We start from the raw sequence: 19,385 nt of genomic DNA, 5'->3' as shown, positions 1-19,385 counted from the left end.
GACTAATTGACCTGAAAGTGCGGCAGCACAGGCGAAGCGAGCATCCGCCGATGCACGGCAGGCGTCCAAGGCCACAGCTCGGGCACCCCGTCCGCGCCGAGATACCAGCTGTCACACCCGGTCGTCCACACCGTCGAAGGCATCGCGGAACGCAACGCGGAGTTGAACTCCGAGGTCGCCTCCGCGGTCGGCACGACCGTGGACACCGAGCCCGACCGGATCCGCTCCAGCCACCCCAGCACGTAGTCGGCCTGCGTCTCCGCGATCGCGATCAGCGAGTGGTTCCCGATCGGGCTGTGCGGCCCGATCAGCGTGAAGAAGTTCGGAAACCCCGGCACGGCAACGGTCCGATACCCACGCGGTCCGGATTGCCAGGCGTCGGCGAGGGTTAGCCCGTTCTCTCCCACCAGCTCCATGGGACGCAGGAAGGCATGCGCGTCAAACCCCGTCGCCAGCACGATCACATCGACCTCGTGCAGCCGCCCATCGGACGTCCGGACTCCGCCAGGCTCGACCCGCGTGATCGAGTCGGTGACCAGGTGGACATCCCGACGACGCAGTGCCGGGTAGAACGAGGCCGACATGATGAGCCGCTTACACATCGGGTCGTCCGGCGGCGTCAGCTTCGCCCGCACGCCTGCGTCGCGAATCGCGAGTCGCAAGTACGACCGGCAGATCTCCGCGACCGCCGTCCGCTGCCACCCAGGCTCCACAGCGGCGTGGCCGAACACCAGCTCCATAAGGTGCTGATACGACCGGTAGCTCAGCCGGTTGAGCCCAGGCACGGCCCGCAGGGCTGCGCGGGAAACCGGGCTGTACGGCAGTTGCGGCAGCGGCAGGACCCACTGCGCGGTCCGCTGGAACAGCGTCAGCGGCTTCGCCACCCCCGCCAGCGCCGAGGTGAGCTGCACGCCCGTCGACCCGGTCCCGATGACAGCGATCCGCTTGCCGCGCAACGTAACCGAGTGGTCCCAGCGCGCGGAGTGGAAAGCCGCACCGGCGAAGGACGACAGCCCATCGATGTCAGGCAGCCGCGGCTCCCGCAGGACGCCGGTGGCCGCGACGAGCACGTCGGCGTGGTCGGTGTGCCCGTCGGAGGTCCGCAGCCGGTAGCGGCGGCCGTCCCATTCGGCGCGCGCGATCTCCGAGTTGAACCGGATGTGTCCGCGCAGCCCGAGATCGGCCGAGGCGCCGACGAAGTACCGCTGGATCTCCGCGCCGGGGGCGAAGTTGCGGCTCCATCCGGCGTGCGGCGCGAAGGAGTAAGAGTAGAACCGCGCCGGGACGTCGCAGCTCAGGCCGGGGTAAGTGTTGTCCCGCCAGGTGCCGCCGACCTCGCTGGCGCTCTCGTGCACCACCAGGTCGTCGAACCCGGCCTGCCGCAGCTTCGCGGCCATGCACAGCCCGGACATGCCCGCCCCGACGATCGCCACCCGCGGCTGCCCGGCTGCCATCGCCACCTCCCGCATAAGACACCAGCGATCCCTGCGACATCACATTAGGAACCCGGACCAGGCCGAGCCATGATTCAATCGGTCAGCAACCTGTATTTTTCGGACAGCTGGAGGCCGCCGATGCCGACCTGGGACTTCCCCCGCGGCCCCGTGGGCGCCCGGCTGCTGCTGAGAACCGGCCTCGACCACGGACTGACCGCCCGGCAGTGCCTGGTCGGCACCGGACTGACCGAACACGACCTCGACGAACTCGACCGGATCGACGCCACGCAGGAGCTGCGGGTGGGTCGCAACCTGGTCCGCAGGCTCGGTGACCTACCCGGACTCGGCGTGCGGGCGGGCCGCGGCTACACCCTGGGCGCGGTGGGCGTCTGGGGTTTCGCCCTGCTGACCAGCCCGACCTGGCGCGACGCGATCGAGGTCGGGGTCCGCTTCTTCCGCCTCACTACCGCGTTCGTCCACCCGGTTCTGCGCCGCGACGACGACCACACCGTGCTGGCCCTGCTCGACGACGAACTGCCCGCCGACGTGCGCGACCTGCTCGTCGAGCGCGACCTCGCGGCGGTCGCCGCCCTGGTCAGGCTGCTGATCCCGGAGGTCCCGGAGGTGCGGATGGAGGTCACACTGCCGGCGGTCAGGGCCAAGGCGCTCGCCGCCGTCCTCCCCGGCCTGCAGGTCCTCAGTGGACGCCCGCGTAACCTGATCACACTGCCCGACGAGTTGCTCGGCACACCGCTGCCGCAGGCCGACGAGCACACGTGGGACGCCTGCAAGCGCCAGTGCCAGGCCCTGCTGGACACCACCGCCGAACGCACCGGGATGGCCGCGCGGGTTCGCTCAGCCCTGCTCGCCCATCCCGAGCACAACGTCGGCATGGACGAGGTCGCCGCCCGGTTGCACCACGACGTGCGCACCCTGCGCAGGCGGCTGGCCGACGAGGGCACGTCCTTCCGGGCGCTCAAAGCCGAGATCCACCACACCCTGGCGGTCGAGATGCTGGGCACCGTGGGGCTCACCGTCGCCCAGGTCGCCCAGCGTCTCGGGTACTCGGACCCGACCAGCTTCACCCACGCCTTCACCCGCTGGACCGGCACGTCACCGCGCTCCTACCGCCCCCGCGACTGACTCGCGCGCCACGGCCGGATGACCGTGGCAGACTCGGGAACATCCGACGAGCCGGAGGAGTGCCCATGACGGACCAGCCGCAGCACGTGAACGTGGTGATCGTCGGGGCGGGCCTGTCCGGGATCGGCGCGGCCTGTCACCTCCAGGCCGAGTTGCCCGCCAAGACCTACACGATCCTCGAGGCCCGCGAAAGCATCGGCGGCACCTGGGACCTGTTCCGCTATCCCGGTATCCGGTCCGACTCAGACATGTTCACCCTGGGCTACCGGTTCAAGCCGTGGACCGAGCAGAAGGCCATCGCCGACGGCCACGACATCCTGCGCTACCTCAAGGAGACCGCCCGCGAGCACGGCGTCGACCGGCACATCCGGTTCGGCTACCGGGTCGTCTCCGCCGAGTGGTCGAGCGAGCGGGCCCGCTGGACAGTGCGGGCGCTGCGCGGCGACACGGGCGCGGCTCTGGACCTGACTTGCGACTTCCTGCTCAGCGCCTGCGGCTACTACCGCTACGACGCCGGTTACCAGCCCGAGTTCGCGGGCACCGAGCGCTTCGGCGGCCAGATCGTGCACCCGCAGCACTGGCCTGCGGACCTGGACTACGCGGGCAAGCGGGTGGTGGTGATCGGCAGCGGGGCGACCGCGGTGACGCTGGTGCCGTCGATGGCCACCGACGCCGCGCACGTGACGATGCTGCAGCGCTCGCCGAGCTACATCGTGTCCATCCCGGCGAAGGACGCCATCGGCAACGCGCTGCGCAAGGTGCTGCCCGGCAAGCTCGCCTACGCGATCACGCGGTGGAAGAACGTGCTCATCGCGACCGGCTTCTACCAGCTCAGCAGGCGCAGGCCGGGCCTGGTGAAGAAGCTGCTCCGCAAGGCGCTGCAGCGGCAGCTGCCCGCCGACTACGACATCGACACCCACTTCAAGCCGTCGTACAACCCCTGGGACCAGAGGGTTTGCCTGGTGCCCGACGGCGACCTGTTCCGCTCGATCCGCGCGGGGCAGGTCTCCATCGTGACCGACCGGATCGACACCTTCACCGAGTCAGGTGTGCGGCTCGCGTCCGGCGCGAAGCTCGACGCCGACATCATCATCACCGCCACCGGCCTGAACCTGTTGGCCTTCGGCGGCATGGAAATCGTGGTCGACGGCAATCCGGTGAAGCTCCCGGAAACCATGGCGTACAAGGGGATGATGCTCTCGGGTGTGCCGAACTTCGGCTACATCGTGGGCTACACCAATGCTTCGTGGACACTCAAGGCCGACATCGCCTGCGAGTACATCTGCAGGCTGCTCAAGCACATGGACGACAACGGCTACGACTCCTGCGTCCCCGAACGCGATCCGGCGGTGGCCGAGGAGCCGTTCATGGACTTCTCAGCGGGCTATGTCCAGCGCTCCATCGGCAACTTCCCCAAGCAGGGCGAGAAAGCGCCATGGCGGCTGCGGATGAACTACATCCGCGACGTGTTCACCCTGCGCCACTCGCCCATCGCCGACAGCGCCATGCGGTTCAGTCGCGTCTAGGGCGCGGCTGAACCGACTCTGACGCGGCTTCGCCGGACCGACGGGCGATGCGCGAAGCCCCTAGTGGCTGCCAGCGAGTTCGCCGGTCAGGTTGCCATGGAGTTTCGCGCTGGGCCCGTTCAAGCCGATGATCTCCACGGTCTTGCCGCGGGCGGCGTACTTCGTGGTGATCGCGTCGAGCGCGGCCACCGAGGAGGCGTCCCAGATGTGCGCGGCGGCCAGGTCGATGATGACCTTGTCCGGATCGCCCGCGTAGTCGAACTGGTAGACGAGGTCGTTGCTGGAGGCGAAGAACAGCTCTCCGGTGACGGTATAGACGACCTGTGAACCGTCCGGGTCGAGCAGCGGCTCCACCGTGGCGAGCCGGGCGACGCGTCGGGCGAAGACGACCATCGCGGTGATGGTGCCGACGATGACGCCGATGGCCAGGTTGTCCGTGGCCACCACGACGGCGACGGTGACGACCATGACGGTGATCTCGCCGACCGGCATCCGCCGCAGCGTGGCGCGGGCGACCGAGTGCCAGTCGAACGTGCCGACCGCGACCAGCACCATGACCGCGACCAGCGCGGCCATCGGGATCCGCGAGACCAGCGGTCCGACCGCGACGCACAGCGCCATCAGGAACACGCCGGCCAGGAACGTGGAGAGCCGGGTGCGGGCGCCGCTCTTCACGTTGATCATCGTCTGCCCGATCATCGCGCAGCCGCCCATGCCGCCGAAGAAGCCGGTGACGACGTTGGCGATGCCCTGGCCGATCGACTCGCGGGTCTTGTTGGAGTGGGTGTCGGTGAGGTCGTCGACCAGCTTCGCGGTCATCAGCGACTCCATCAGGCCGACCAGGGCCAGCGCGAGCGCGTACGGCGCGATCACCGAAAGGGTGCTCATCGAGAATGGCACATCGGGCAGCCCCGGGACCGGCAGCGACGACGGCAGGTCGCCCTTGTCGCCCACGGTCGGGACGGCGATGCCCGCGCCGATCGTCAGCGCGGTCAGCGCGATGATCGAGATCAGCGGCGCCGGGACCACCTTGGTCAGCCTGGGCAGCAGCACCATCAGCACGAGCGCGCCCGCGACCAGCGGGTACACCGGCCACGGCACGTCGATCAGCTCGGGCACCTGGGCCATGAAGATCAGGATCGCGAGCGCGTTGACGAAGCCCACCATCACCGAGCGGGGCACGAACCGCATCAGTTTCGCAACGCCGAGCCCGCCCAGCGCGATCTGGAACAGGCCGCCCAGGATGACCGCGGCGATCAGGTAGCCGACGCCGTGCTCACGGGCCAGGGGCGCGACGACGAGCGCGACCGCGCCGGTGGCGGCGGAGATCATCGCCGGACGTCCGCCGACGAAGGAGATGACCACGGCCATGGTGAACGAGGCGTAGAGGCCGAGGCTCGGGTCGACGCCGGCGATGATGGAGAACGAGATCGCCTCGGGGATCAGGGCCAGGGCGACGACGAGACCCGCGAGGACCTCGGTGCGCAGGACCTTGGGGGACCACTTCGGGGCGAGCCGGTACAGATTCGTGATGGTGCTCAAGGACAACCTTGTCGGGTCAGGGCGCGTCGATGGCGAAACCCTTGGCGCGCAAGACAATCAGAGGGACCGTGGTCCAGAGGGACGACATCACGCCCTGGATCTGGTGCCGACCGCTACGGCGGGCAGGACAGGGAACGGGGCGAAATAGTGCGCACGCGTCTACTCCTGTCCACAAGCGAGGGAAGTGGGAATCCGCGACGGCGCGGCTTCGCGGCAACCGTACCGCGCCTGCCGCGGGCACGTCGCCGATTCCGTGCTCGCCTGTGGTCAAGAACACCGCGTCGATCGGGTGGTTCCACCCGGCGAAGTTTGGGTACATCTCGATCAGAAAGGTGGTGGGATCATCGGCGACGTCTCAATCGCGGTGCTGGCGCCCGCGCCCGACCTGACGGTGACCGTCGAGGAACTCGACGGGCGGCCCGACATCCACCTGCACGCCGGTGGCCAGGGGATCTGGCAGGCCAGGATGGCGGCCGCCCTCGGCGCCGAGGTCACCGTGTGCGCGACGTTCGGCGGCGAGACCGGGCAGGCGCTGCGCCACCTCATCGAGCCCGAACTGCGGGTCCAGTCGGTCGACGTGGCCGCGCGCAACGGGTCTTATGTGCACGATCGGCGCGACGGAAGCCGCACGGAGGTGGTGCGGATGTCCGCCGACCCGCTGACCAGACACGAACTCGACGACCTCTACGAGGCCATCCTCCTCGCCGGTCTGCGGACGGGGGTAGCGGTGCTGGGCGGACCGCTGGACGACGGCGTGGTCCCGGACTCCCTCTACGAACGGCTCGCCGCGGACCTCACCGGCAACGGCTGCAAGGTCGTCGTCGACCTGTCGGGCTCGCGGCTGGACGCGGCGTGCGAGGGCGGGCCGACCGTGATCAAGGTCAGTGCCGACGAGGTGCCCGAGGACGAGCCGCTCGGCAAGGCCGCGGCCCGGCTGGCCGAGAGCGGAGCCGAGATCGTGGTGATCTCGCGCGCCGAACACCCGTCCCTCGCCTACTTCGACGGCCAGGCATACCTGGTGGAGTCGCCCGGGCTGGTGCCGGTCGACACCTGGGGCGGGGGCGACTCCATGACCGCGGCGCTCGCATACGGTCTGGCCGCCGACCTTCCGTGGGACGCGGCGCTGCGACTGGCCGGGGCCGCAGGCGCGATCAACGTGACAAGGCATGGCCTGGGCACCGGCAGCGGCCGCGCGGTGCGCGAGCTGAGCGATCGAGTGCGGCTGACGCCGTGCGTGATGGAGGACCGATGATCCTGGTGACCAACGACGACGGCATCGACTCCCCCGGCCTGCTGGGCCTGGCGAACGCCGCGCTCGCCGCGGGCTTCGAGGTCACCATCGCCGCGCCCGCCGCCGAGTCCAGTGGTACCAGCGCCGGCCTCACCGCGGCGGTGGACGGGCGCCGGGTCGGGGTGGAGAACCGTGAGCTGCCCGGCTTGACCCGCCCCTCGGTCACGCACGCGGTCGCGGCGCACCCGGGTCTCATCGCGTTCACCGCGTGCCGCGGCGGCTTCGGCGAGACACCGGAACTGGTGCTATCCGGCATCAACCGCGGGGCGAACGTCGGTCGCGCGATCCTGCACTCGGGCACGGTCGGCGCCGCGCTCACCGCGGCCATCAACGGCGTGTCCGCGCTGGCGGTGTCCCTCGATGTGGGCCTGGACCCGGCGGAGGACCACCACTGGGACACGGCGGCGGCCCTGGTCGGCGACACCCTCAAGCTGCTCGCCGACCTGCCCACGGGGTCCGTGCTCAACCTCAACGTGCCGAACGTGGCGTCCGACCAGGTGAAACCGGCGCGGTGGGCGGCGCTGGCCGACTTCGGTGTCGTGCAGAGCCGCGTCGAACGGCTGCGCGACGGGTTCATCGACGTCACCACGGTCGCGGTGGACACCGAACTGGAACCGGGGACGGACGCCGCCCTCCTGGCCGAGGGGCACGCCACCCTCACCGCCCTGCGCTCGGTCAGCGAGGTCCCGCGCGCGAACCTGCCCAGCCTCCCCTGACGCTCAGGGGTCGCGCGGTTCCAGCGGCTTGGTCGCCGGGCCTTCCAGGACCACGCCGTCGACGTCGAAGCGAGAGCCGTGGCACGGGCAGTCCCAGCTGCGTTCCTGGTCGTTGAAGCGCACCAGGCAGCCCAGGTGGGTGCACCGGGCCGACACGGCGTGGACCTGGCCGGTCTCGTCGCGGTAGACGGCCTTGCGGCCCGACCCGTCGCGGACCATCCCCGCGCCGCCGGCGGGGACCTCGTCCGAGCTGTCGAGCATCGGGGCCAGGCGGTCGCCCACCAGGTCGCGCGCGACGGTCGCGTTCATCTTCGCGAGGCTTCCCAGGCCGCTGAGTGAGAGCCGGTGCGGGCTGAAGCGCCGCGCCCACGGCTGTTCCTGGCCGGTGACGTGGCCTGCGAGGAGCAGCGCGGCGAACGAACCGGTCGACAGGCCCCACTTCTGGTAGCCGGTGGCGACGGTCAGCCACTCGGACCCGGGCAGGTAGGTGCCGATCATCGGCAGCCCGTCGTAGGGGCTGCCGTCCTGCGCCGACCAGCGGTGGGTCACCTCGGCGACATCCCAGTGCTCGCGGGCGAAGGCCTCCAGCGCGGCGTAGCGGCCCGACGTGTCCGACGCGCCGGTCCGGTGGCTCTGCCCGGCCAGGATCAGCGAGTCACCCGAGTGCGCGATCGACCAGGCGGGGCTGCCCGCGCTGATCGCGAGGCCCTGCGGTGGGGTGCCCGAGGCCAGTCGAATCGCCACGCAGTACGCGCGGACGGCCTCGATGCGGGCGAAGAACAGGCCCCGGTCGAGCATCGGATAGTGGCTGGCGATGACGACGTGGTCGGCGCGAACCACCCCACCCGCGGTCCGCACCAGGGGCGGGGCGCCGCCCTCGACGTCGAGCACCTGGCTGTTCTCGTGCACCACGCACCCGTCGCCGTCGACCGCCGCGGCCAGCCCGATGGCGTAGCGGCGGGGGTGCAGGGCGACCTGGTCGGCCAGCCGGACCGCGCCGAAGACCGGGAACGGCACGTCGAGGTCGCTTTCGGCCTGGTACTCGGTGAGCAGGCCGGCGCGTTCGGCCGCTTGCGCTTCCGCGCGGACCGCGTCGCGCTCGCCCTCGGCGATGGCGTAGGTGTATGCCGCGCGGCGTCGCAGGTCGCAGTCGATCGCTTCCTCCGCGGCGAGGCTCGCGACCAGTTCCACCCCGGCCGTGCTCGCCGCCGCGTACTGGGCGGCAGCGGCCGCGCCGTGTTTGCGGGTGATTCGCGAGTACGTGGTGGCCTGCAGCGCGCTGACCTTCGCGGTGTTGTTGCCGGTGGCGCCCTGGCCGATGCGGTCCGCCTCCAGCACCACCACCCGCAGCCCGGCGCGCTTGAGCAGCAGCGCCGTGGTGAGCCCGGTGATCCCGCCGCCGACCACGGCGACGTCGACGTGGGTGTCCTGGGTGAGGGAGGGGTAAGCGGTAGCGGGCGCGGTTCGCAGCCAGAGCGACTGCTCGGAGGTCGTCGTCGTCATGCGAGCGGGTACCCCGGTCCGGTGGGGTTCAAGCACGACCCGTTTGCGCCGGTCGACGACGGGTAGCCCAGGGGAAACCGAGGAAGAGGAGCACGTGCGATGGTTGCCTTCGGCTACACCCTGATGACCGAGCAGGCTGGCCCCGCCGAACTGGTCCGCCACGCGGTGGCCGCCGAGGGCGCCGGGTTCGAGTTCGAGGTGATGAGCGACCACTACTCCCCCTGGCTCGCGTCGCAGGGCCACGCCCCCAACGCGTGGACCACGATGGGCGCGGTCGCGCACGCCACCGAGACCGTGGGCCTGATGACCTACGTGACCTGTCCGATCCTGCGGTACCACCCGGCGATCGTGGCGCAGCAGGCCGCGACCGCGCAGCTGTTGTCGGGCAACCGCTTCACCCTGGGCCTGGGCGCTGGCGAGAACCTCAACGAACACGTCGTCGGCCAGGGCTGGCCTCCGGTCGCGATGCGCCACGAGATGCTGACCGAGGCGATCAAGATCATCGCCGCGCTCTTCGACGGCGGACTGGTCGATTACTCCGGAACCCACTTCCGGGTCGACTCGGCGAAGCTGTGGGACTGCCCGGACGTGCGCGTCCCGATCGCCACCGCCGTGTCCGGGCGCGAGTCGATCGAACACTTCGCGCCGCTGTCGGACCACATGGTCGCCACCGACCCGAAACCCGAGCTGTGCCAGGGATGGGACGAGATCGCCGACCCGCAAGGCCGAAAGATCGGCCAGCTCCCGATCTGTTGGGACCGCGACCGCGACGCCGCCGTCGAGCGGGCGCACGACCAGTTCCGCTGGTTCGGCGGTGGGTGGAAGGTGAACGCGGATTTGCCTACGCCGGCAGGGTTTGAGGGGGCTTCCAAGTTCGTTCGGCCGGAGGATGTGGCGGGTGCGATCCCTTGTGGACCGGAGCTTGAGCCAATCGTCGAGGCGGTGTCGAAGTTCTGGGAGACTGGGTTTACGGATGTGGCGCTGGTGCAGATCGGCGGGGAGCACCAGGACGCGTTCTTCGATGTGGCGGAGAAGGAACTGCTGCCCGCCCTGCGATCCGCTGCTCCCGCTTGACTTTGGGCAGGTTCCACAGCTGGCGATTACGTGGTGATCCTGGCTTGGGCGGCTGGTATATCCACAGCCCCGCCGATCCATCCACAGGAATCCGCACACCGATCACCACCCCCCCACCCACCGATAGACTGGCCAAGGGCAGCCCCCCGAGGTGGGTGGGGGCTTTGTTGTCACGCGGGGGCGGCTCGTTGCACTGAGGGTTGTTGTTCGGGTTTGGGCTTGTTGGTCTGGGCCTGCGTTGTGATCGTACGGATCATTCGATGCAATAAATCGCGTATGCCGCTCGGATGATCGGGTGGGCGACGTTGCGTACGCGGACCCCGCCTGGAGTGAAGCCTTGTTCGGTCCCGTAATGGGCATGCCCATGAATGGCCAGAGCCGTGTCGCACGAGTCGATCGCCTCGCCCAGTTGGTAGCAGCCCAGGAACGGGTAGATCTCCGGCGGCTCCCCCCGCAGCGTGTCCGAGACCGGCGAGTAGTGAGTCAGGGCGATCCGCACGTCGCAGTCCATTGCCTCCAGGGCGCCGCGTAGCTTTGCCGCCGCCACTTCTGTGTGTTCCACGAACGCCTTGATCTCCGGTTCCCCGAACGCGCTGGCGCACTTGCCCGCGAAACCGCCGCCGAATCCCTTGACGCCCGCGATGCCGACCTTCCGCCCGTCGACCGGCACGATCGCGCTTTGTCCCTCCAGCACCGAGATGCCCGCGTCGGCCAGCACTTCGGTGACCTCGGCCGAGCGGTTGCTGTGGTAGTCGTGATTCCCCAGGACGGCCACCACCGGCACGGACAGGGACCCGAATTCGGCCGCCACGACCTTCGCCTCCTCGACCGTCCCGTGTCGGGTGAGGTCGCCTGCCAGCAGCAGGGCGTCGGCGTGTTCGTCCAGGGTTCGCAGGGCAGGCCGGAATCGACCGCCGGTGTCCTTGCTCAGGTGGACATCCCCGATGGCGGCGATGCGGATCATCGAAACTCCTCCCGGCCCGTGGGCTCGCCCGCCTCGGTGACCTTGATGTCGTTGTAGATCCGCATCGCGGGCACCACCTCGTGGACCACCTCGGCGATCTCGTCGCGCCTGCGGGCGCACTCCACGTCGCCGGAGAGCAGGATGGTGTCGCCGCGGACGGTGACCTTGATGCCCTGTTCGGCGGTGCGTTCATCCTCGGCCAGCGCCCGGCGCACGGCCGCGACCTGGTACTGGGGCGCGCCCGTGCTGTGGTCGCCGGTCATGCGAGTTCCTCCCGGTCGTCGGTGCCGCGCGGTCGTTCGTCGGGGATGCGGATGAGTCTCGGTGTGACGCCGAGCCTGCCCGCGAGGAGCAGAAACGCCTCGGCGTACGGCGATTCGGAGGTCGCCAAGGCCACCTTCGACCAGTCGATCTGCTCACGCAGGGCCCGCGCGGACTGCATGGGTTCGTTCAGGTCGCCGCGGTGTGGTCCCAGCGCCAGCAGTTTGCCGATGATGACCTCGGTGGCGCTCTGGACCGGCATCGTCGCGGGGCCGACCCGCATCACCTCGGAGCGGTCGAGGACCTCGTCGGTGACCAGCCGCTCGTTGGGGCGGAACAGCAGGTCGACCAGGCGGTCGCCGTCGTAGACCTTGGTGAGCCAGTCCTCCGGCGGGGGCGCGGCCCGCATCCCCTGCGCGACCAGCGCGCGGACGGCGTCGTCGACGTCGCACCGCTTCACCAGGACGTCCACGTCGTGTTCGGTCTCCGGTCCGCCTCGGGCGTACACCGCGCAGCCACCCGTGAGGGCGAAGCGGATACCCGCGGTGTGCAGTGCGGCGGACACCTTCGTCACCGTGCGAAGTAGGTCTCCCTGGGCACTCATTCCTGAGTGGTTCCCCAAACCGCGAACGCGAAACTTCCGGTCAGCCCCGGCGGAACCAGGCCTGGATCGTGGTGCCCGCCTCGTCGACGTGCGTGCGCACCAGGTCGGCTCCGGCGTTGACCAGCAGCAGGCCCCGACCGCGGCCCCGGGTCGGTGCGACCGTGCGTCTGCCCGCGAGCGGGTCGCTGATGATCCCCGCGTCCCAGTTACGCACGATGAGCGCGTCGGAGCGTTCCCACAGCGACAGCGTCGCCGTGCCGGAGCCGTGTTCGATGCTGTTGGTCGCCAGCTCCACGACAGTCAACACGACGTCCTGGATGCGTCCCGCGGTCAGCCCGGCGGTCGCGGCGAGGTCCGCCACGGCGACGCGCAGCGCGGCGATGTCGAACGGGGTGACCGACCACGTCCGGGCGTGGTCCGGGACGGGCAGCGGGACGTTGTGCGCGGCCAGCGCGCGGTGGCGGTCGTAGTACGGGTTGGGCGTGCCCCGCGCGCCCTCCAGGATCGACGGGTGCGTGGCCATGGCGTCGGCGAGCGCCGCGGGCCCGACCGCCATGTCGTAGGGGCACAGGATGGACACCGGCCGACCGGCGAACGCGTCCTCGATCAGCGCCTCGTGCTGCACGCACGCGGGATACTCCTCGGAGCTGCGGCCCGGCCACACCGGCTCGCCGACGATGCGCACCGTCTCGTCGCGGTGCTTGTCGGCGAACGCCCCCAGGACGCCGGTCATGATCCGCCCCGGATTGCGCCCGGCGAGCGACATGTCGATCCACTCGACCGCTCTGGACGCCGCCGGGGTCAGCGCGGCGCGCAGGATGTCGATATTCGGCTGCGGCACCGCGACAGCCACCGCGTCGGCGGCGTCCAGACCGCCGACGACGAACGGGAGCACCGCCGTCACGTAGCTCGGTTCGTCGCGGTAGAACGCCACGCTGTGACCGGGCGGGGCCGGGTCGGGCACCGGCGACACCTCCAACGGAGACTTTGGTCGGCGCCGGTCCGGTGGCGCGGGGACACGAAGGGCGCGACATGACTTCTTCGCCGGTTCACGGTACTCCCGTCGCCACGGTCCATGCAGGACTGGAGGCGGACTAATCGAGTCGGGCGACCAGCAGGGCGATGTCGTCGTCGGTGTTGCCGCTCGAGTGTTCGAGCAGGTACTCGCTGAGCTCGTCGACGGACAGGTCGCGGGCACGGTCGGCCAGGACAGCAAGCTCAGCCAGCCCCTCATCGATGGAGCGGGCCCGGTTCTCCACCAGCCCGTCGCTGAACATCACGACCGTCGTGCCGGGGATGACGACCATGCTCGCCGTCGTGCGGGTGGGCCGGGGCAGCACGCCCATGATGACGCGCCCCGCGCCCCGGGTGAGGTACTCGGGCGGGCCGGTCGGGCCGATCAGCAGCGGGGGAGGGTGTCCCGCGTTGCTCCAGCGCAGCCGGGCGGGAAGCCCGGGGCGGCGTTCGAGGGTGGCCAGGACGAGGCTGGTGAACGGCGCGATGTCCAGGCCCTCGACGACGGTGTCGAGCCGGGACAGGACGCCGCCGGGGCGCAGGGCGTCGTCGAAGGCGATGGCCCGCAGCGCCGCCCGCAGCTGCCCCATGGTCGCCGCGGCGCCGATGTCGTGGCCCGCGACGTCGCCGACGGCGAGCACCAGGTCTGTGTTGGGCAGTTCGAACGCGTCGTACCAGTCGCCGCCGACCGCGACGCCGGACTGGGCGGGCTGGTAGCGCACGGCGAGGGCGACTCCCGGGACCGTGGGTGGGTCGGTGATCATCGCGCCCTGCAGGGTGGCCGCGACGTCGCGCGTGCGCTGCTGGCGCCTGCCGCGGGCCAGCGGCTTGCTGAGCCACGCCCCGAGCAGCGCCAGGAAGTCGGCGTCCTCGTCACCGATCGGCCCGCGCGGCGCGCACACGCCGAACAGCGCGACCCCGACCATCTGCGACTCGGTGTGCAGCGGCAGTGCGACGGCGGCGTGCACGCGGTTGCCGCGGTGCCACTCGTCGAGCCGCAGCCCGGGCGACCACGGCGGCCGCTCGGGCGGACCCTGCCAGTGCGCGACCACGCCGGTGCGGATAGCGGTCGCCACCGGGCAGGAGCCGGTGACATCCAGCGACCGCACCCGCATGGGCGGCGGCACCGGAAGCGAGTCGACCTGGGTGCGCGCGACGGTGGTGAGGACCATGCCGTTCGGGTCCGGGGGCGCCGTGTCGTCGATGGTGAACACGAGACAGCTGTCGGCGAGCTGTGGGACGGCGATGTCGGCCAAGGCGGCGAGCTCGGCGCGCGGGTCGTCGGCGACGCTGACCGCCTCGGTGACCCGGGCCAGGAGCGCGACCCGGTCGAAGGCGATCCGCCTGCGCTCGGCCAGCCCACGCAGCTCGTCGCGGGCCGTCACCTCGTCGGTGATGTCCACGGCGATCATCAGCACGCCGACCGGAGCACCGGCGCCGCCGACCAGCGGCGAGAGGCTGTAGTGGACCACCGCCTCGCAGGGGGCGCCGTCGACCACGAACCGCAGCCGGGACTCGCGCACGTCCACCGGCTCACCGGTGTCGAGCACGCGGTCCAGCTGCTCGATCAGCGTGTCGGCCCGTTCGACGTCGGCGAAGCCGGTCCGGGCGGGCTCGCCGATCCCGCGGTGTCCCCCGACCCGCACCGCGGACTCGTTGGCATAGCGCAGGACATGGTCCGGCCCGGTGACGACCAGCACCTGGGCGGGCGCGGTGTCGAACGCGCGCCCGATCATCTCCCAGGGCACCGCGTCGTCGGCCATCGCGCCACGCCTTCCACCTGTGGGCGGGAGCGACCCCGCTCGGGGCCCGATCATGTCAGGCGCCGGGCGCGGCGACAAAGCGTGGCGAGACTGTTCGCGCGGTGGTTCGCCGAGGTTTACTCGCGGCCGAGGACGATCGTGGGCTCGAGTTCCTCCTCGTCACGCGGACTCGGGATGGTCACGCCCCCGGCGGGGTCGGCCGCCTCGTCGTCGGGTCTCGGCTGTGGCAGCGGGTCGGGCATCGGATCTCGCCTCCTCTGCGGGCGAGGTACCCCACGGCGGCCCGGTCATGCCTCAACCCGCAGCGCATTTCCCCCGGTCGGGTGACCGATGTCCGAGCGCGCCCGCGCGTACACGCGGACGGCGTCGAGAGCGACGCGATCCCACCGGTACCGCGCCCGCACCCGGTCGCGGCCCGCCAGTCCCAGCGCGGCCCGACCGGCGTCGTCGGCCTGCAGGGCGAGCACGGCCGAGGCGAGGGCCACCGGGTCGCGCGGCGGCACGTGCAGGCCGGTCACCCCGTCGACCACCGTGTCGTTCAGCGCGCCGACGGCGGTGGCGACCACCGGCAGCCCGCAGGCCATGGCTTCCAGGGGCGCTGTGCCGGACGCCTCGGACCAGGGGACGCACGCGGCCACGTCGGCGGAGCGCAGCAGGGCGGGCACGTCCGCCGGGCTCACCTGACCCGCCAGCCAGACCCGGTCGCCGACACCGAGCCGCGCCGCATCGTCGAGCAGCGCCGCGGCATGCGGGTGCGCGGCCAGGGCCGCCCCGGCAGGCCCGCCCGCGATCACCAGCTCGGTGTCGGGCAGCATCGGCATGGCCTGCACGAGGGACTGAAATCCGTTGCGGGGCAACAACTCCCCAAGCGCCACCAGGCGATGACCGAGTTCGCGCGGGGCGGTCGGCCCCGACGGGGCGAACCGGTGGACGTCGACGCCCGCGGGGATCATGGCGATCTTCGAGCGGGGCACTCCCCTCCGGGTCAGCTCGAAGACCTCGTCGGTGCAGCGGGCCACGATCCGGTCGGCCCGCCGCCCGATCAGCTCCTCGGTCTCGATCCGCTCGGCCGAACCGGTGTGCCCCGCCGCCCCTTGGCGCGAGCCCGGCGTCGAGAAGGTCTGCACGGTGGGGATGTCCAGCCTGCGCCCCGCCAGAACCGTGGCGAGCCCGCACCTCCAGCAGTGCGCGTGCGCCACGTCCGGCGGGTCCTCGCGCCAGCGCGCGAGGAGGAACCGGGTGAACTGGCCCATCGTCGGCAGCAGGTCGTCACGGGACAGCGGACGCGGTGGGCCCGCCGGGACGTGCACCACGTCGTAGCCGCCGTCGACGCGGACGATCTCCTGCTGGTCCGGGTCGGCCCGCCGGGTGTACACCGTGACGTCGTGGCCATGTCGGGCGAGGGCCGCGGCCAGGTCGGCGACCCGCCCGCCGTGCTCGTCGTCCGGCTCGCGCGGCGCGATGGGTGGATCCGCGCACTCCGAGACCATCGCGATTCTCATGACGGGCTCCTGTCCGATGGCGACTCGTCAGCGGGGCGGGCTCGGGTCGCGATGCGGCCCGCGAACGGTGGGCGCGGTCCTGTTGTCGTTCGGCGGGACCATGATCTCCGGATCGGCGGGCTCGACCCGGTCGATGGGGTCGGCGTGCTCGACGGCCTCGGTGTGCTCGAACCGCCGCGCCGACATCCCCTCGGCGTCGAGCCGGTCGCGCATCCGGGTCAGGACCTTGATGGCGATCGCGTGGCCGATCGCGAGAACCAGCAGCAGCACGCCCAGGCGGATGACGACGGACTCGATCGGGCTGTCCGCGGAGAAGTCGATGGTCGAGAGCAGCGCCAGCACACCGAGCACCGCGAGGTGGAACAGAACCGACACCAGACGGGCCATCGAACCCGCTGAACTGTCGTCTGTGTAAGAGTTTTCGAGGTATCGCGATCCGGCGCGGTAGATGATCTGCCCATCCACGGCCACCAGAACGATACCGAGCACAAGGAATAAGACGAAGCTGTCCATGACGCCCCTTCAGCCGACTGTCATTGATCGCTTACGGAATGACTACCCGTTCCCTGGTTTTCGACACCTCGACCGATTCACCCCTGAGTGGGCGTGACCGGTTGGCATGACCCGATCGTGGGTAGTCCACATATGTGACCGACCACCTTGGCCGTGCCCTGCTCGGGCCCACCGGCGAACACAGGGCGACCGCTACGTCGCGCCTGGTGGAGCTCACTGTCGGTATGGCCGAGATGCCGCTGGTGCGCACGGTGGCGGGCGCGATCGCGATGCGCGAGGACTACGACATCGAGGCGATCGCCGATGTCAAGCTGATCGTCGACGAGGCCTGTTCCCTGCTGGTGGACCGGGCGGTGGCGGGCACCCAGCTGGTCTGCCGGTTCGAGATCGAGCCGGGCACCATCCGGTTCGCCGCCGCGGTCGAGGGGTTCGACGCGCGGCCGATCGACGACACGACCCTGGGCTGGGGGCTGCTGGTCTCCCTGGTGGACGACATCACGCACGGCGTCGACACGTCCCGCCCGCTTCCGTTGCTGCGCATCGACGTGCTTGTGCGCAGAGGCGGGAGCGCGCCATGACCCACCCACACCTGGTCAACGCCGCGTGGCGGGACTCCTCCGAGGGCTACGCCCACCTGCGGCCGCTGTTCGAGAAGATGGCGCAACTTGAGCCCGGGCCCGAAAAGGCCGCGCTGCGTGACGAACTCGTCACCGGACACCTGCCCGTCGCCGAGCACATCGCGCAGCGGTTCAGCCACCGCGGCGAAGCGCACGACGATCTGCTCCAAGTCGCCACCGTCGGCCTGATCAACGCGGTCGACCGCTTCGATCCCGACCGCGGCACGGAGTTCCTGTCCTTCGCCATCCCCACGATCATGGGCGAGGTGCGGCGCCACTTCCGCGACACCGGATGGTCGGTCCGGGTTCCCCGGCGCCTGCAGGAACGCCATCTCGCGGTCAGCACGGCGAGTTCCGAGCTGGCGCAGCAGCTGGGCCGGGCGGCGACGCCCAGTGAGATCGCCGCGCACCTCGGTCTGTCCAAAGAGGAGGTATACGAGGGGATCGAGGCCGGGAACGTCTACCGGTCGCAGTCCCTTGACGAGATTCTGAGCCCCGGCGAGGACAACACCGCCATGGCCGACCGGCTCGGTGTCGACGACGACGCCCTCGACGGCGTCGAGTACCACGAGACTCTGCGGCCGCTGCTCAACCAGTTGCCCGCCCGGGAACGCCGGATCCTGATCCTTCGGTTCTACGGCAACATGACCCAGACCGAGATCGCCCACCGCGTCGGTCTCTCCCAGATGCACGTGTCCCGACTCCTCGCCAAAACGCTGAAAGGACTCCGCGACGGGATCGCAGACTCCTGAGGGGACGGTCCGCCGGCTGGGTCGATCGGCCCCGCGACGGTAGTGTTGGCGCTGCGACCCGAGGGAGTGCCACCATGACCGAGCCCGACGAGCCCACCGCCGCCGTGACCGACTCGGCCATGGTCGTGCCCGGCCTCGAGGTGACCGCGCGGCAGGCGTCGGTCGACACCGTGATCCTGCTGGTGACCGGCGAGATCGACATGCTCACCGCCCCCGCGCTGGACCGCAGCCTCGCCGAGACCGCCGGCGGCGGGCACCGACGGGTCGTGGTCGACCTGTCGGGGGTGACGTTCCTGTCCTCGGCGGGCATCACGATCCTCGTGCAGCACACCGCCAACGCCGCCGCGCGCGGCGTCCGGCTGCCCATCGTGGCCTCCGGGACCGCCGTCCTGCGGCCCCTGGAGCTAACCGGGCTGAACACCGAACTCGATCTCCACGGCACCGTCGACGAAGCCGTGGACGAGGCCGTTGACGGCACCTGACCAGCGGTTGGACAGACCCGGAAAATTTTTATCGGGTTACTGCTAACGCCACACCCCTCTACTCCGATAGGGCTAGCGAGCGGTTCCCGGTGGCACGCCCCCCGACCACCGGGAACCGCTTTGCAGTTCCGCCTCCCCGGAATTTTGGGTTTGAGTCACCCGGCGGGTGATGGTGCAGGTTCGTGGGCAACCGTGGTCAGGTGTCGTCGCGGTCCCCTTGGGTGCGTTTGGTAGCGCGAGGGTTCGTTCAGGCTCCTAGGATGGTCAGGACCAGGTCCGCGACGCCACGCTGGCCCGACTGGTTCGGGTGGAACGGCGTGGTGGGCGCCGCAGGCAGCACCGGCTCCACCCACCGGTTCCACGGCAGCTGACACACGTCGTGGCCCGCACGCGCCCGGACGCCCTCGATCACCGCCGCGATCTTCGGCGCGATCTCGTCGATCTTGGCCACCAGCTTGTCGGTGCCGGTCGCGAGTTGTTGTGGTGCTCACACCGGTTGCCGAGCGGGTCGGTCACGGTCAGCGGCCCGCGGGTCGTCGTGAGGCCGTCGAACTGGGGCGGGTTGGTGCCGAACAGCTGGGTCGACCGCGGTGTGGTCATGTGCGCGGGCGTGGGCGGAGCCGCAACTGCGGTCGTCCAACCGGGCGCCCAAAGCCTTGGCCACGTTGCCCGCGTAGTTGTG

General features: G+C 70.6%; 20 protein-coding genes. 8 read left to right on the top strand and 12 right to left on the bottom strand.

Annotated elements, in window-relative coordinates; genetic code table 11:
• Positions 1 to 2 precede the first annotated feature (2 nt).
• Positions 3 to 1,454 (bottom strand): flavin-containing monooxygenase, encoded by a 1,452-nt coding sequence (locus tag GPZ80_RS00425; RefSeq protein ID WP_187217712.1) that lies wholly within the window; start codon positions 1,452 to 1,454, stop codon positions 3 to 5.
• 120 nt (positions 1,455 to 1,574) lie between these two features.
• On the opposite strand from GPZ80_RS00425, the gene GPZ80_RS00420 reads away from it, so the two are divergent.
• A complete protein-coding gene (locus GPZ80_RS00420) occupies positions 1,575 to 2,579 on the top strand; it encodes an AraC family transcriptional regulator (RefSeq protein ID WP_187217711.1) in 1,005 nt (334 codons plus the stop codon).
• Between the two features lie 65 nt (positions 2,580 to 2,644).
• Positions 2,645 to 4,105: a flavin-containing monooxygenase gene (locus tag GPZ80_RS00415; RefSeq protein WP_187217710.1), complete on the top strand. Its 1,461-nt coding sequence runs from the start codon at positions 2,645 to 2,647 to the stop codon at positions 4,103 to 4,105.
• A 60-nt stretch (positions 4,106 to 4,165) separates the two neighbouring features.
• Here GPZ80_RS00415 and GPZ80_RS00410 read toward each other — a convergent pair whose 3' ends face one another.
• Entirely contained in the window at positions 4,166 to 5,647 is a 1,482-nt protein-coding gene (locus GPZ80_RS00410) for a SulP family inorganic anion transporter (protein WP_312880039.1), read from the bottom strand.
• Between the two features lie 289 nt (positions 5,648 to 5,936).
• On the opposite strand from GPZ80_RS00410, the gene GPZ80_RS00405 reads away from it, so the two are divergent.
• Positions 5,937 to 6,899, top strand: coding sequence for a 1-phosphofructokinase family hexose kinase (locus tag GPZ80_RS00405; RefSeq protein WP_376771623.1), 963 nt, complete (start codon positions 5,937 to 5,939; stop codon positions 6,897 to 6,899).
• Positions 6,896 to 7,654: a 5'/3'-nucleotidase SurE gene (surE, locus tag GPZ80_RS00400; RefSeq protein ID WP_187217708.1), complete on the top strand. Its 759-nt coding sequence runs from the start codon at positions 6,896 to 6,898 to the stop codon at positions 7,652 to 7,654. The genes GPZ80_RS00405 and surE overlap by 4 nt, the downstream gene beginning before the upstream one ends.
• Positions 7,655 to 7,657: 3 nt before the next feature.
• On the opposite strand, the gene GPZ80_RS00395 is transcribed toward surE, so the two are convergent.
• Positions 7,658 to 9,157: an FAD-dependent oxidoreductase gene (locus tag GPZ80_RS00395; RefSeq protein ID WP_187217707.1), complete on the bottom strand. Its 1,500-nt coding sequence runs from the start codon at positions 9,155 to 9,157 to the stop codon at positions 7,658 to 7,660.
• Positions 9,158 to 9,256: 99 nt separating this feature from the next.
• On the opposite strand from GPZ80_RS00395, the gene GPZ80_RS00390 reads away from it, so the two are divergent.
• Positions 9,257 to 10,231 carry a TIGR03557 family F420-dependent LLM class oxidoreductase gene (locus GPZ80_RS00390; protein WP_187217706.1) on the top strand — a complete coding sequence of 325 codons (975 nt, stop codon included), beginning with the start codon at positions 9,257 to 9,259 and terminating at the stop codon, positions 10,229 to 10,231.
• Positions 10,232 to 10,484: 253 nt separating this feature from the next.
• On the opposite strand, the gene GPZ80_RS00385 is transcribed toward GPZ80_RS00390, so the two are convergent.
• The 8 genes from GPZ80_RS00385 to GPZ80_RS00355 form a co-directional block, all read right to left on the bottom strand.
• A complete protein-coding gene (locus GPZ80_RS00385; RefSeq protein WP_187217705.1) occupies positions 10,485 to 11,195 on the bottom strand; it encodes a metallophosphoesterase family protein in 711 nt (236 codons plus the stop codon).
• Entirely contained in the window at positions 11,192 to 11,458 is a 267-nt protein-coding gene (locus GPZ80_RS32325; RefSeq protein WP_187217704.1) for a BON domain-containing protein, read from the bottom strand. The genes GPZ80_RS00385 and GPZ80_RS32325 overlap by 4 nt, the downstream gene beginning before the upstream one ends.
• Entirely contained in the window at positions 11,455 to 12,021 is a 567-nt protein-coding gene (locus GPZ80_RS31950; protein WP_312880037.1) for a nucleotidyltransferase family protein, read from the bottom strand. Before GPZ80_RS31950 ends, GPZ80_RS32325 begins: the two co-directional genes overlap by 4 nt.
• A gap of 79 nt (positions 12,022 to 12,100) precedes the next feature.
• The gene (locus GPZ80_RS00370; RefSeq protein WP_187217703.1) at positions 12,101 to 13,024 is read right to left on the bottom strand and encodes an anti-sigma factor RsbA family regulatory protein; all 924 of its coding nucleotides are present in this window, start codon (positions 13,022 to 13,024) and stop codon (positions 12,101 to 12,103) included.
• A 130-nt stretch (positions 13,025 to 13,154) separates the two neighbouring features.
• Complete coding sequence (locus GPZ80_RS33235; RefSeq protein WP_187217702.1) at positions 13,155 to 14,837, bottom strand: SpoIIE family protein phosphatase; 1,683 nt, start codon at positions 14,835 to 14,837, stop codon at positions 13,155 to 13,157.
• A 116-nt stretch (positions 14,838 to 14,953) separates the two neighbouring features.
• Positions 14,954 to 15,079 carry a hypothetical protein gene (locus tag GPZ80_RS33230; protein ID WP_281401128.1) on the bottom strand — a complete coding sequence of 42 codons (126 nt, stop codon included), beginning with the start codon at positions 15,077 to 15,079 and terminating at the stop codon, positions 14,954 to 14,956.
• Between the two features lie 45 nt (positions 15,080 to 15,124).
• The gene (locus tag GPZ80_RS00360) at positions 15,125 to 16,339 is read right to left on the bottom strand and encodes a glycosyltransferase (RefSeq protein ID WP_187217701.1); all 1,215 of its coding nucleotides are present in this window, start codon (positions 16,337 to 16,339) and stop codon (positions 15,125 to 15,127) included.
• A 27-nt stretch (positions 16,340 to 16,366) separates the two neighbouring features.
• The gene (locus GPZ80_RS00355) at positions 16,367 to 16,726 is read right to left on the bottom strand and encodes a hypothetical protein (RefSeq protein WP_187217700.1); all 360 of its coding nucleotides are present in this window, start codon (positions 16,724 to 16,726) and stop codon (positions 16,367 to 16,369) included.
• Between the two features lie 260 nt (positions 16,727 to 16,986).
• Here GPZ80_RS00355 and GPZ80_RS00350 point away from each other — a divergent pair, with 260 nt between their 5' ends.
• The 3 genes from GPZ80_RS00350 to GPZ80_RS00340 all read left to right on the top strand — a co-directional run bounded on the left by GPZ80_RS00350 (position 16,987) and on the right by GPZ80_RS00340 (position 18,703).
• Complete coding sequence (locus GPZ80_RS00350) at positions 16,987 to 17,430, top strand: ATP-binding protein (RefSeq protein WP_187217699.1); 444 nt, start codon at positions 16,987 to 16,989, stop codon at positions 17,428 to 17,430.
• Entirely contained in the window at positions 17,427 to 18,221 is a 795-nt protein-coding gene (locus GPZ80_RS00345) for an RNA polymerase sigma factor SigF (protein WP_187217698.1), read from the top strand. The genes GPZ80_RS00350 and GPZ80_RS00345 overlap by 4 nt, the downstream gene beginning before the upstream one ends.
• A gap of 74 nt (positions 18,222 to 18,295) precedes the next feature.
• Positions 18,296 to 18,703 carry an STAS domain-containing protein gene (locus GPZ80_RS00340; protein WP_187217697.1) on the top strand — a complete coding sequence of 136 codons (408 nt, stop codon included), beginning with the start codon at positions 18,296 to 18,298 and terminating at the stop codon, positions 18,701 to 18,703.
• A 247-nt stretch (positions 18,704 to 18,950) separates the two neighbouring features.
• On the opposite strand, the gene GPZ80_RS00335 is transcribed toward GPZ80_RS00340, so the two are convergent.
• A complete protein-coding gene (locus GPZ80_RS00335) occupies positions 18,951 to 19,154 on the bottom strand; it encodes an SGNH/GDSL hydrolase family protein (protein WP_187217696.1) in 204 nt (67 codons plus the stop codon).
• Positions 19,155 to 19,385: the final 231 nt, after the last annotated feature.

Origin of the sequence: Actinokineospora xionganensis (assembly GCF_014323725.1) — a bacterium.
In the GTDB taxonomy this organism is placed as follows: Bacteria; Actinomycetota; Actinomycetes; order Mycobacteriales; family Pseudonocardiaceae; genus Actinokineospora; species Actinokineospora xionganensis.
The sequence above is the reverse complement of the archived record's forward strand: the minus strand, read 5'-3'. Positions and strand labels throughout refer to the sequence as shown.

Excerpts from the sequence above, each read along its gene's own strand:
- GPZ80_RS00425 (WP_187217712.1), bottom strand. The coding sequence starts at position 1,454 with ATGGCAGCCGGGCAGCCGCGGGTGGCGATCGTCGGGGCGGGCATGTCC.
- GPZ80_RS00420 (WP_187217711.1), top strand. The coding sequence starts at position 1,575 with ATGCCGACCTGGGACTTCCCCCGCGGCCCCGTGGGCGCCCGGCTGCTG.
- GPZ80_RS00415 (WP_187217710.1), top strand. The coding sequence starts at position 2,645 with ATGACGGACCAGCCGCAGCACGTGAACGTGGTGATCGTCGGGGCGGGC.
- surE (WP_187217708.1), top strand. The coding sequence starts at position 6,896 with ATGATCCTGGTGACCAACGACGACGGCATCGACTCCCCCGGCCTGCTG.
- GPZ80_RS00395 (WP_187217707.1), bottom strand. The coding sequence starts at position 9,157 with ATGACGACGACGACCTCCGAGCAGTCGCTCTGGCTGCGAACCGCGCCC.
- GPZ80_RS00390 (WP_187217706.1), top strand. The coding sequence starts at position 9,257 with ATGGTTGCCTTCGGCTACACCCTGATGACCGAGCAGGCTGGCCCCGCC.
- GPZ80_RS00385 (WP_187217705.1), bottom strand. The coding sequence starts at position 11,195 with ATGATCCGCATCGCCGCCATCGGGGATGTCCACCTGAGCAAGGACACC.
- GPZ80_RS32325 (WP_187217704.1), bottom strand. The coding sequence starts at position 11,458 with ATGACCGGCGACCACAGCACGGGCGCGCCCCAGTACCAGGTCGCGGCC.
- GPZ80_RS33235 (WP_187217702.1), bottom strand. The coding sequence starts at position 14,837 with ATGGCCGACGACGCGGTGCCCTGGGAGATGATCGGGCGCGCGTTCGAC.
- GPZ80_RS33230 (WP_281401128.1), bottom strand. The coding sequence starts at position 15,079 with ATGCCCGACCCGCTGCCACAGCCGAGACCCGACGACGAGGCGGCCGAC.
- GPZ80_RS00360 (WP_187217701.1), bottom strand. The coding sequence starts at position 16,339 with ATGAGAATCGCGATGGTCTCGGAGTGCGCGGATCCACCCATCGCGCCG.
- GPZ80_RS00355 (WP_187217700.1), bottom strand. The coding sequence starts at position 16,726 with ATGGCCCGTCTGGTGTCGGTTCTGTTCCACCTCGCGGTGCTCGGTGTG.
- GPZ80_RS00345 (WP_187217698.1), top strand. The coding sequence starts at position 17,427 with ATGACCCACCCACACCTGGTCAACGCCGCGTGGCGGGACTCCTCCGAG.
- GPZ80_RS00340 (WP_187217697.1), top strand. The coding sequence starts at position 18,296 with ATGACCGAGCCCGACGAGCCCACCGCCGCCGTGACCGACTCGGCCATG.